We start from the raw sequence: 11,130 nt of genomic DNA on the forward strand, positions 1-11,130 counted from the left end.
CGGTGCGGGCACGCGGACGCGTGGACACAGGATTCTCACAGGGACCGTCGCGCCTTCGCGACCTGTTCGAGCGCCGTGGGGGGGGGGGGGGGGGGGGGCGCCCCCCCCCCCCCCCCCCCCCCCCCCCCCCCCCCCCCCCCCCGCGGGACACGCTCGTGGGCGGCTGACGCGACGAGGGCGCCGCGCTCGGGTCAGGCGCGTCTGCGGCGGGAGGGCAGCCGGCCCTCGTCGCGCGCGCCCGCGATGAGGCGCAGCGACCGGCGCCTGCTGAATCCGGTGGCGGCCATCACCGCGAGGACCGGGTCCTCACCGCGGGACTGGGCGGCGCGGTAGACGCCGGCGACGTCCCGGCGCCGCGCCGACCCCCACGGGGCGCTCCCCCGCCCGCGATGCCGGCCCCCGGGGGCCGCGGAGGCCGGCTCGGGAACCGCCGGGGCAGACGCCGCGCGGGCGGTGTCCTGGCCGGGACGGCAGAACGGGGCGGGCGCGGGCGCGACGGCCGGCGGGGCCGGCTGTCCGGCCGGTGCGGAGGGCTCGGCGCCCAGGGGTTCCGGGCAGCCTCCCGGGTGGGGCCACGCAGAGGCGGCGGGCCGGCCGGTCTCTCCTTCGGGGACCCCTGTCCTGCCGGGCGCATCCCGTTCGGGCGTATCAGAGCCACGCGCTTCCTGCCCGGGTGCGTCGTGGCCGCTCGTTCCCGAACCTGGCGTTCCTTGGCCTGGCGCGTCCTGGTCTGGCGCCACCCGGCCGTACTGCGCCGTCGTGGGGGACGGCTCGGCGGTGGGCGAGGTCACCGAAGCGCAGGCCGCCTGGAGGGGCGCGTCCAGGGCCGAGGCGAGAGCGGCGAGGCCCGCGAGGGGCAGCGGCGGGTCCGCCTGGGCGTCCTCGATGGCGATCGCGTCACCGCGCACCACCGCCAGCACGTCCACCCGCGCCCCGTCCGGCAGGGTGAGGCGGACGTCGAACCAGGGCGGGCGCACCTCGCACCCGGCGTCGGTCACCGTGCCGTACCCCTGCACCTCCCACACAGGAAGGCCCTGCACGGTGTACTCGTCACATTTCCGGGCGGTCATCAGCTTGTGTTCCGACACATTCACAACTTAATCAGGCAATCCACCCTTATTGCCGTGGCGCGCCGTCAGGGCCCACCGAGGGGTGCGCCCCGCGGAGCACCCGCCGGCGGGATGCGCCTTCGGGCACCGCGTCGTCACAGCACGCCCCGTACCGCCTCGGCGTCCACGGCCCGCAGGACGCCGTCCAGCAGGCCGGGGAAGAGGGCGTCCAGGTCCTCGCGGCGCAACCGGTTCATCTTCGCCGTGCCGCGATACACCTGCTGGAGCACGCCGCTCTCGCGCAGCACCCGGAAATGGTGGGTGACCGTCGACTTGGCCACCGGGAGGCCGACGCGGGAGCACGGGACCTCCTCCGCCTCGTCGCCCGCGACCTCGCGGACGATCCGCAGGCGCTGCGGATCGGCGAGCGCGTGGAGCACGCATTCGAGACGGATCTCGGCACGGGTGGGGTGAGCGAGCTCACGCGGGTTCGTCGGGGCGGGCACGGCGACTCCAACCTCGTCTGGACGCCTGCGGAATGGGGTCCCATCCTACGAGACGCCGTTGTTTGACAGGTCCCGTAGTACGACATGTATCGTACTAATGCATCCCCACGGTTCCGCGTCCTGATTGGAGCTCACGTGAGCGCCCTCTTCGAGCCCTACACCCTGCGGTCACTGACCATTCCCAATCGCGTATGGATGGCGGCGATGTGCCAGTACTCGGCCGAAGCCACGGGGCCCGACGCCGGCGCCCCCCACGACTGGCACTTCGCCCATCTCGCGGCGCGTGCCACCGGCGGTACGGGGCTCATCATCACCGAGGCGACCGCGGTCAGCCCGGAGGGCCGGATCAGCCCGAACGACCTCGGCATCTGGAACGACACGCAGGTCGAGGCGTTCCGCAGGATCACCCGCTTCCTCTCGGCCCAGGGCTCGGTCCCCGGCATCCAGATCGCCCACGCAGGACGCAAGGCGAGCTGCCACGCCCCGTGGGAGGGCGGCGGCCCGATCGCCCCCGAGGACGGCGGCTGGGACGTCGTGGGGCCGAGCCCCGTGCCGTTCGCCGACGGGCACCTGGTGCCCGCGGAGCTGACCACGGAGGGAATCGCCGAGATCGTCGGCCAGTTCGCCGACGCCGCCCGCAGGGCACTGGAGGCGGGCTTCCAGGTCGTGGAGATCCATGGCGCCCACGGCTACCTGGTCCACGAGTTCCTGTCCCCGCACAGCAACCGCCGCACGGACGCGTACGGCGGCTCGTACGAGAACCGCGTCAGGTTCGCCCTGGAGATCGTCGACGCGGTGCGCGAGGTCTGGCCCGACGACCTGCCGGTGTTCTTCCGGATCTCCGCCACCGACTGGCTGGAGGAGGGCGGCTGGACGGGCGACGACACCGTCAGGTTGGCCGACGAGCTGCTCGCCCATGGCGTGGACCTCATGGACGTCTCGACCGGGGGCAACGCCTCGGGGGTGCGCATCCCGCTCCGCCCCGGCTACCAGGTGCCCTTCGCCGCGCAGGTCAAGGCCGGGACGCGGATGCCGGTCGCCGCGGTCGGCCTGATCACCGAACCCGAGCAGGCCGAGAAGATCCTCTCCAACGGGGAGGCCGACGCCGTCCTGCTCGCGCGCGAGCTGCTGCGCAACCCCTCGTGGGCGCGGCGCGCGGCGGTCGAACTGGGCGGCACCACCCAGGTACCGCAGCAGTACGCGCGCGCTTTCTGAAGCCGCGCCGCCCGGCACGGCCCGCTCCCGTCTCCCCGGGCCCGGGCCGTCGCGGCGGTCCGGGCGCCTCGGGGAGCCCGCTGCCGCCCCGACCGCGCTCAGGGCCTGGGCGACCGGGTGACGTGCACGACGATGCGCCCCTGGTTGGACGGGTCGACCTCGTACCGGGCGTAGAGCCTTCTCAGGTGGGCTTGGCCGAGCATCGCCAGCACACGGGCCTGGAGCTTGCCCGATCCCTTGCCGGAGATGATCTCGACCCGGTCCTCCCCGGCCGCCGCCGCCTTGAAGAGGAGCGTCCTGACCGCCCGGTCGATGTCGCGCTCGTTCCTGAAGAGGGGGTGCAGATCGAGCGTGAGCGTCATGTCTCCTCCTGGTTCGTTCCCCCACCCGCCGCTTCCGGCGCCGCCGGTCGTGCCGGCCGGTAGCGGACCGCGGACGCGGTGTTGCCGGGGACGTGGTGTCTGCCACCGACCGCAAGGTACCGCACGCCCTCCCCGCGAGCCCCGGGGAGGCTGACGGCCCGCCCACGCCAACTTCCCCTGGTGGCACGGCGGTCGAGGCCCCGCCCGGCCGGCCGGCGGCGGAATCGGTGCGCCGCCCGCAAGCGCGAAGTGGTGGGCGCCTCCGAGTGACCTCGGCCCGGCGGGAGACGTTAGGAGGGTGTGCCGAAGTCTGCTATCGCAAGCGATGCCGCTGTCCTCGCGCCGCCCGCGCGACCCCCACTGCCGTTCCTCCTGAGCGTCCACCAGGGCGTGGCCGCCCGGGCCCTGCTCTCCTACGTCGCCGCGCTTCCGCTGGCCTCCCCCGACGCCCAGCTCCTCGCCGTGGTCGTGGCCATCCGCGCCGCACGCGGCGGCATCGGCAACATCACGGGCACGGATCTGCGCGCGCTGCGGCTGACCGACGCGCCCGAGGCCGTCGCCGCTCTCCGCGGCCTCGGCTGGCAGGTGTCCGACGCGCTGGTCGACGGCCCCCCGGACATCCCCGTACCGATCACTGTGCCCGGCCTCGCGCCCGACGTGGACCACCCACTGCGCTTCGCCAAGGCCAGGCGCTCCCGGGTATCGGGCTGGGTCATGCGCACCCTGACCGCCAAACCGGTCAGGAAGACCCCGCCGGAACTCCGGCTGGCCGCGCTGTTCCTCGCCGCGCACAGTTCCCCCGAGCTCCTCGGGGAGCTGCCGCCCGACCTCCCCGGGACCTGCCGCGGCGCCGTTTCCGAACTGGCGCTCAAGGGGTTCCTCGCGGACCTCGCCGGTGACCGCTACCGGCTCGATCCCGCGGTACGCCATCTCTCCGGCGTGGTCATGCCTCCCGTCGACCAGGAGCAGCCGCCCCCGCCCACGGCCTCGGCGTCCAAGCGGCGGGAGATCAGTGCTGAGGAGTGGGCGCGGTGGAAGGCCGGGACCACTCCGGCGCTGCGGCGGCATGTGGACACCGTCGAGCGTTGTCCCCTGTGCGAGTTCCCCGGCGACCAGGTCAGGACCGCTTTCATGATCCACGGCGAGCCCAGCGCCGTATCCGCCCGCCTGCTCGAAAAACACGAAGCCTGGAAGGCCGCCCACCCCGACCGGGGGCCGCTGGCGGCCCGGTTCACCGTCGCGTTCCGCGCCGAGCACGGGCACGGCCCCTCCTACAACCAGCTGTGCGGGGGCCTGGGCTGGAAGTTCTCCCGCCGCCTGCGCGGCATCGTCGTGGGCGCGATCCTCGACGACGGATGGCTCACCGACACGTCGCCCGTCCCCTGGACCCTGCGCCCGGGGAAGACCGGTCAGGCCCACGGCATCTTCCTGCCCCGCCAGACCCCCGTGGCCGGCCGCTGACGTCCGCGCTCCGTGCAGCGGGGGCCGCCCGGGAGCATCGCGCGAGACGCTCGGGGGCGGCCCACGGTCGGACGGGCGGGGCCTCGCCGCCTACGGCAGCCGCCAGTCGACCGGCTGTGCTCCCTGGCGCACCAAGTGGTCGTTGGCCCGGCTGAAGGGGCGCGAGCCGAAGAAGCCGCGGTCCGCCGACATGGGCGAGGGGTGCGCGGACTCGATCGCAGGGAGGTCACCGAGCAGGGGCCGCAGATTGCGTGCGTCACGCCCCCACAGCACGGACACCAGCGGCTTGCCGCGGGCGGCCAGGGCGCGGATGGCCTGTTCGGTCACCTCCTCCCAGCCCTTGCCGCGGTGGGCCGCCGGTTTGCCGGGCGCCGTGGTCAGTGCCCTGTTGAGCAGCAGCACGCCCTGTCCGGTCCAGGGCGTCAGGTCGCCGTTGGCGGGCCGCTGCACGCCGAGATCGGTGTGCAGCTCGCGGAAGATGTTCTCCAGACTGCCGGGCAGCCGCCGCACGTCGGGCGCCACGGCGAAACTGAGCCCGATGGCCATCCCCGGGGTCGGGTAGGGGTCCTGTCCCACGATCAGGACGCGCACGTCGTCGAAGGGCTGTTGAAAAGCTCGTAGGACATTCGGCCCTGCGGGCAGATACGTACGTCCTGCCGCGATCTCCGCCCGCAGGAAGTCGCCCATCTCCGCGACGCGTCCCGCCACGGGACGCAGCGCCTCGGCCCATCCGGGCTCCACCAGTTCACTCAACGGTCGTGCTGCCACGGGCGATCACCCTACCGGCCCACACGGAACGGGTCGATTCCCGCGGGACGCCCGCGGGCGGCGGGCCCTGTGGCCGCCCGCCCGGCCGCTGTCAGTAGAGTGACGGCCCGTGAGGAACCGACCCGCGAAGGACACCGCCGTACCCCGCGACGCCGCGCGCCCGCGGGCCGAGGTGCTGCCGTGATCCGCGTGCTGGGTGTCGACTCCGGCGGATCGGGCCTCAGGATCGCGCTCGGCGTCGTGGACGGTGCGGACGGTGCGGGAGGCCCGCGTACGGCGGGTGTCCTGACCACGGCCGAGCCGGTACGCACCGGGCCCGGCGGGATCGACGCGGACGACCTGCTCCGGCAGATGGTGCCCGCGGCCCGGACCCTGTTGGCCGACGCAGGACCGGACCCGGACGGCGGGACGGGCGACGGCACGAGCGGCGGCACGACCGGCCACGCCTCGGCGGGCGGCGGCCTCGCGGCGGTCGCCGTGGGCGCGGCCGGGATGGCGACGCTGGGCGGCGATCTGCGCGCCCGGCTGCCCGGTGCGCTCAGGGACGCCCTGGGCGTCACCCGGCTCGCGCTGGCGGCCGACGCGGTCACCGCGTACGCGGGCGCACTCGGCCGGACGCCGGGCGCGGTCGTCGCGGCCGGCACGGGCCTGATCGCCCTCGGCACGGACCTGGAGCGGTGGCGCAGAGCCGACGGCTGGGGCCACCTCCTCGGGGACAGCGGCGGCGGCGCCTGGATCGGGCGCGCGGGCCTGGACGCGGCGATGCGCGCGTACGACGGCAGGCGAGGCGGCTCCGCCGCGCTCCTGGCCCGTGCGGAGGCGGTGCTCGGGCCGCCGCCCGAACTGCCGGGACTGCTCTACCCGCGCACGGACCGGGCGGCCGTACTGGCCTCGTTCGCGCCCGAGGTGGCCGCGTGCGCCGGGTCCGACGCCGTGGCCGGCGGCATCCTCGCGGCGGCGGCCGGGCACATCGCCGACGCCGCCCACGCGGTCTGCCCGCCCGCCGGCGTCTGCCGGATCGCGCTCACCGGCGGCCTGTTCGGGCTCGGGGAAGCGCTGACGGGGCCCGTGCGCACGGAGTTGGCCGCGCGGATACCGCACGCGTCCTGGGTGGCCGCCGCGGGTGACCCGCTCTCGGGTGCGGTCGCCCTGGCCGCCGCGCTGGCCTCAGGAGCGCCCCTTCTGCCGCTCGATCCGCGACTGTTGTCCGTATCGCACCCCTGACGCTCCGGCGCGCACGCCCCTTCACGGCGCACATATGCGAAGCCCCCGCGTGCGGTGATACCGCGGGACGCATAACCGAAAGGCCACCTAAACGACAAATATGGACGGCTCGCTCGGACAACGGCCCTCCCCGAACAGCCGCACCGGTAAAACCAGTACCATTCGGCGCCATGAGCACCCCCACTGGGCCCGCACCCGGCCTGCCCGTACGAATGCCGCGCCCCCGTCAGTCGGGGCGCCACCGACGCCCGGAAACCGTGGCCGCTCCCCAGGGCGCGCCCACGCTGGTCCTGGCCGTGCCCGGCGCGCCGGGCCCCGCCGTCAGGTCGCTGGCCGACGAACTCGCGAGCATCACCCGTTCCGAGCTGCCCGGCCTGGAAGCCTTCGCGGCCTTCCTGGACGGCGACGACGCCGACGGGGAGTACCCGACGGTCGGCGGCGCCGTGGCGCGGGCCGCCGCGCTGCGCGACGAGCGCTACGCGCTGGCCGTGGCCGCGGGCCGGGACGCGGCGGAGCCCGAGGGGCCCGCCGCCGTGGTGGTGCCGCTGCTCGCGGGGCCCGACGCGTCGCTCATCACGCGGATACGCGAGGCCGTCGCGGAAAGCGGCGCCCAGGCCGAGGTCACCGATGTGCTCGGCCCGCACCCGTTGCTCGCGGAGGCGCTGCACGTGCGGCTGTCCGAAGCGGGCCTCGCGCGCGCGGACCGTGCGCGTCTGTTCACCGTCGCCACGGCGGCCGACGGCATCATCCTCGCGTCCGTGGGGGGCAAGGAGGCGGTGCAGACGGCCGGTATCACCGGCATGCTGCTCGCCGCGCGCCTCGCGGTCCCGGTGATGGCGGCCGCGCTGGACGAGGAGGGCGCAGTGGCCTCCGTCGCCCAGCAGCTGCGGGACGCGGGCTCCGTCCAGCTGGCGCTGGCCCCGTACCTGGTCGGCCCCGAGCTGCCCGAAGGGCTGCTCGACACGGCGGTGAAGGAGGCCGACTGCGCCACCGCGGAGCCGCTCGGCGCCTACCCGGCGATCGGCAAGCTGGTGCTCGCGCGGTACGTGGCGGCGACCGGCGTCGTCCCGCAGACGCAGGAGTCGCCCGCCTCGTGAAGCGCCGCCCGGTGGGCGGGTGGAGCGCCACGGCGACCGGGGTGCCGGGCCGGACGTGAGTCCTGCGCGGACCGCGACCGGATCGCGCGCGTGTCTCAGTGGGGTCGTACGGAAGTCGCAGACGGGTCGCACGTGTGCGCGGGGCCCGCGCCATGCCCTGGCAGGCCGGCCGGACCCGGCAGGCGTCGGCCGTCAGCCGAACACCACACACGCCGGTGCGGGCAGTTCCAGCGCACCCGCCTTGACCGGCACGCCCGTGGCCGGGTCGATGTCGAACCAGGTCACGTCGCCCGAGTGCTCATTCGCCGCGTACAGCCTCCGGCCCGCGGGGTCCAGCGCGAGGTCGCGCGGCCACCGGCCCCCGCAGGGGACGGTGGTGACGAGTCCGGCCTTCTCGTACGAGTCGTCGAGGGCCAGTACCGAGATCGAGTCGTGGCCGCGGTTGGCGGCCCAGACGAAGCGTCCGCCACGGTCCACCACGATGGCCGACGCGTAGCTCTCGGCACGTTCCCGCGCCGGCTCGGGCAGCAGCGGGGCCTCCCCCAGCGCCTCGAGCGCTCCTGTCTCCGCGTCCCAGCGGCACACCGTCAGCGACGGGTGCAGCTCGTGCAGGACGTACGCGTGCCGCCCGTCCGGGTGGAAGGCGAGATGGCGCGGGCCCCGGCCGCGCGTCAGCACGGTCTCCGAGTGCGCCGCGAGCGTGCCGTCCACCGTGTCGAGGCGGTAGACGCGCACCGAGTCGGTGCCCAGGTCGACGCTGACGATCCACCGGCCGCTCGGGTCGGGCAGCACCTGGTGGGCGTGCGGGCCCTCCTGCCGTTCGGCGTTCGGGCCGCCGCCCTCGTGCGCGTAGACGCTGCATGCCTCACCCAGGGCGCCGTCCTCGCCCACCGGCAGCACGGTGACGCTGCCGGAGCCGTAGTTGGCGACCAGCAGGTGGCCCCCGGCGAGTGTCAGGTGCGCCGGGGCAGCGGCGCCGAGAGCGCGGAACTCGCCGAGTGGGGCGAGGGCTCCGTCCGCGCCGGCCCGGAAGGCGGCGGCGAGACCGTGGTCCGTCTCGGAGACGGCGTACAGGACGCCGGCGTCCTCGGACAGCTTCAGGTAGGACGGTTCCGACAGGCCGCTCTGCACCGAACGCTCCGTCAGCGCCCCGGTGTCCGCCGACACGTCCGCGACGACGATGCCGCGGCCCCCCGCTCCCGTGTACGACCCGATGAAGGCGCGTCCGCCGTGGTGCTCGCTCACGCTCAACTCCCCTTGCTCCTCGTCGCTGCCGGCCGGGCGCGGCCGGCGCCCCGCCGTGACGGCCTGTGCCGGGCCAACCGGTGCGCCCGGTGGGCCCGGTGCGCCCGCGGCGCGGACCCGGCGACCGTAGCAGGGGCGTTTGCGCTGGTCCACGGTGGTGCGGTAGCGCAGGCCCCCCGGGCACGGTCCTGGCGCCCGGCAGCGCGCGGGCGGGACCCGCCGGACCCGCCCCGTCCGCGGAGTCGGGGAGGCCCTTGGCATGCTGGGGGCATGAGCTCCCCACGGACCACGGCCGTCCTGTTCGACCTGGACGGCACCCTGCTCGACACCGAACCGCTGTACTACGAGGCGACCCGGAGGCTCCTCGCGCGCCACGGCGTACCCGACTTCACCTGGGAGCAGCACAAGGCCCACATCGGCGTGGGCACGCGCGAGACGCTGGAGGTACTGACGGCACGGTTCAGCCTCGGCACACCGGTGGACGCGCTGCTGGCCGAGATGAACGCGCTCTACCTGGAGCTCGTGCGTTCATCAGGCGAAGTGTTCCCGCGCATGCGGGAGTTCGTGGAGAGGCTGCACGCGGCCGGGGTACCGATGGCCGTGGCGTCGGGTTCGTCGCGCGAAGCCATCGGGGCGGCCCTGGCACACGGCGGGCTCGCGGCGTTCTTCCCGGTGACCGTGTCGGCCGAGGAGGTCGCGGCGGGCAAACCGGAACCCGACGTCTTCCTGGAGGCGGCGCGACGGCTCGGCGTGGCGGCGGCGGAGTGCGCCGTCATCGAGGACTCGGCGCCCGGGATCGGAGCCGCGCACGCGGCGGGCATGCGGTGCCTGGCGGTGGCCTCCGTACCGTTCCCGCCGGGCGCCCCGCCGGACGCGGCGTTCGCGACGGCGGAGCTGGTGTTCCCCGGCGGACAGGCGGAGTTCACGGCGGAGGCCGCCTACGCGTGGCTCGCGGGTTGACGGGGCGGCGCACCGGCGTCGGGAGGAGACGGGACATGGGAGCCCCGCCGCACGCGAGGGACACGGTGCGTCGGCGACGCGTCAACCGGACGGGTGAATCCGGTACATGACGGCGCCGTGCGCCGGCACGGTCGCGGAGACCGACGTGGTGAAGGACGTGGTGGCCTTCGTGACCAGGTCCCGCGCGGCGAGCTTCGCTCCCCGTTCGAACCCGAGTTGGGGGCTCCCGATCGTCACGTCCTGTTGCTTCACGCTCTTGTTGAGGAGGACGACGGCCGTGTCGCCGTTCCACAGCGGCTTGACGAGCACGTCGTACGTGGCGTCGCTGTAGACCTGGTGCCCCTGGACGCCCGCGCGGTCCTGGTCGACGGCGATGACGTCCTGGTCGCCGAGGATCGAGAGCGCCGAGGTGCTGAGCTTCGTGAGGTCGGTGCTGCTGATGAGCGGCGCCGCCATCTCGGCCCAGAGCAGGACCTGCGAGCGCTGCTCGTCCGCGGTGAGGCCCGAGTCGCCTGCGAGCAGGAAGTCGGGGTCGTTCCAGTGGCCGGGGCCCGCGTAGGCGCCGAGCGGCACGTTGTAGGCGTAGTTGTGCATGATGCTGGCCCACTTGCCGTCGTCCTGGCCGAGGGCGATGTCGGTGCCCTCGCGCCAGAGGTTGCCGTACGCGGGCGTCCAGTCGAGCACCTTGTACCAGTCGGGCGTCCCCTGGAAGTAGGCGGGCGCCGACTCGGAGAAGGTGATCTTCCGGCCGGACGCGAGGAGGGCCTGGCTGGTCTTGCGGTAGAGCTGCCGGTAGGTCTCCTCGTCCGACTGCCCCGCGACGCTCGGCACGTTGCAGCCGTCCAGCTTCAGGTAGTCGACCTTCCAGGAAGCGAAACGGCGGGCGTCCGCCTGCTCGTGGCCGAGGCTGCCGGGGTAGCCTCCGCAGGTCTCGGTGCCGGCGTCCTCGTAGATGCCGAACTTCAGTCCCAGGGCGTGCAGTTGTTGCCCCAGATGGGCCATGCCGTCGGGGAACCTGGCCGGGTCGGCGGTGAGGTCGCCGTGGGAGTCGCGGCTCTTGGCCATCCAGCAGTCGTCGACGGTGACGGTGTTGTAGCCCTTCGCCGCGAGGCCGGTTTCGACGAGTGCCCTCGCCTGGTCGAGGATCAGCCGCTGGTCGATGCCGCACTGGTAGTACGACCAGTCGTTCCAGCCCATGGGCGGGGTCAGGGCGAGGTTGTTCCAGGCGGGCGCGGGGTTGCCC

Annotated in this window: 11 protein-coding genes; 5 read left to right on the plus strand and 6 right to left on the minus strand. The window is 74.5% G+C overall.

All coding sequences use genetic code 11. The features are described from left to right. Positions 1–191 precede the first annotated feature (191 nt). Together LCE31_RS29205 and LCE31_RS29210 are read right to left on the minus strand one after the other, a co-directional pair. Positions 192–1,088, minus strand: a complete 897-nt coding sequence (locus LCE31_RS29205) for a DUF6214 family protein (RefSeq protein ID WP_374118583.1) — start codon at positions 1,086–1,088, stop codon at positions 192–194. Between the two features lie 116 nt (positions 1,089–1,204). Then, positions 1,205–1,555, minus strand: coding sequence for an ArsR/SmtB family transcription factor (locus LCE31_RS29210; protein ID WP_225019509.1), 351 nt, complete (start codon positions 1,553–1,555; stop codon positions 1,205–1,207). Between the two features lie 135 nt (positions 1,556–1,690). Here LCE31_RS29210 and LCE31_RS29215 point away from each other — a divergent pair, with 135 nt between their 5' ends. Continuing rightward, positions 1,691–2,770, plus strand: coding sequence for an NADH:flavin oxidoreductase/NADH oxidase (locus LCE31_RS29215; RefSeq protein WP_225019511.1), 1,080 nt, complete (start codon positions 1,691–1,693; stop codon positions 2,768–2,770). A gap of 98 nt (positions 2,771–2,868) precedes the next feature. Here the strand turns inward: LCE31_RS29215 and LCE31_RS29220 are convergent, their stop codons facing one another. After that, positions 2,869–3,132 carry a Smr/MutS family protein gene (locus LCE31_RS29220; protein ID WP_225019513.1) on the minus strand — a complete coding sequence of 88 codons (264 nt, stop codon included), beginning with the start codon at positions 3,130–3,132 and terminating at the stop codon, positions 2,869–2,871. A gap of 300 nt (positions 3,133–3,432) precedes the next feature. Here LCE31_RS29220 and LCE31_RS29225 point away from each other — a divergent pair, with 300 nt between their 5' ends. Continuing rightward, positions 3,433–4,593, plus strand: coding sequence for a hypothetical protein (locus LCE31_RS29225; protein WP_225019515.1), 1,161 nt, complete (start codon positions 3,433–3,435; stop codon positions 4,591–4,593). A gap of 90 nt (positions 4,594–4,683) precedes the next feature. Here LCE31_RS29225 and LCE31_RS29230 read toward each other — a convergent pair whose 3' ends face one another. Then, a complete protein-coding gene (locus tag LCE31_RS29230) occupies positions 4,684–5,361 on the minus strand; it encodes a uracil-DNA glycosylase (protein WP_225019517.1) in 678 nt (225 codons plus the stop codon). Positions 5,362–5,541: 180 nt separating this feature from the next. Here LCE31_RS29230 and LCE31_RS29235 point away from each other — a divergent pair, with 180 nt between their 5' ends. Further along, the gene (locus LCE31_RS29235; RefSeq protein WP_225019519.1) at positions 5,542–6,585 is read left to right on the plus strand and encodes a BadF/BadG/BcrA/BcrD ATPase family protein; all 1,044 of its coding nucleotides are present in this window, start codon (positions 5,542–5,544) and stop codon (positions 6,583–6,585) included. 170 nt (positions 6,586–6,755) lie between these two features. Next, complete coding sequence (locus tag LCE31_RS29240) at positions 6,756–7,682, plus strand: sirohydrochlorin chelatase (protein WP_225019521.1); 927 nt, start codon at positions 6,756–6,758, stop codon at positions 7,680–7,682. A gap of 192 nt (positions 7,683–7,874) precedes the next feature. On the opposite strand, the gene LCE31_RS29245 is transcribed toward LCE31_RS29240, so the two are convergent. Further along, positions 7,875–8,927, minus strand: coding sequence for a lactonase family protein (locus LCE31_RS29245; protein ID WP_225019523.1), 1,053 nt, complete (start codon positions 8,925–8,927; stop codon positions 7,875–7,877). A gap of 270 nt (positions 8,928–9,197) precedes the next feature. Between LCE31_RS29245 and LCE31_RS29250 the strand changes: the two genes are divergently transcribed. After that, the gene (locus tag LCE31_RS29250) at positions 9,198–9,887 is read left to right on the plus strand and encodes an HAD family hydrolase (protein WP_225019525.1); all 690 of its coding nucleotides are present in this window, start codon (positions 9,198–9,200) and stop codon (positions 9,885–9,887) included. 81 nt (positions 9,888–9,968) lie between these two features. Here LCE31_RS29250 and LCE31_RS29255 read toward each other — a convergent pair. Further along, the coding region (locus LCE31_RS29255; protein ID WP_225019527.1) for a glycoside hydrolase family 27 protein at positions 9,969–11,130 on the minus strand (1,162 nt) is incomplete at its 5' end.

The sequence above is a fragment of the Streptomyces sp. 8L genome (assembly GCF_020176795.1).
Classification (GTDB): domain Bacteria; phylum Actinomycetota; class Actinomycetes; order Streptomycetales; family Streptomycetaceae; genus Streptomyces.

Excerpts from the sequence above, each read along its gene's own strand:
- LCE31_RS29220 (WP_225019513.1), bottom strand. The coding sequence starts at position 3,132 with ATGACGCTCACGCTCGATCTGCACCCCCTCTTCAGGAACGAGCGCGAC.
- LCE31_RS29240 (WP_225019521.1), top strand. The coding sequence starts at position 6,756 with ATGAGCACCCCCACTGGGCCCGCACCCGGCCTGCCCGTACGAATGCCG.
- LCE31_RS29250 (WP_225019525.1), top strand. The coding sequence starts at position 9,198 with ATGAGCTCCCCACGGACCACGGCCGTCCTGTTCGACCTGGACGGCACC.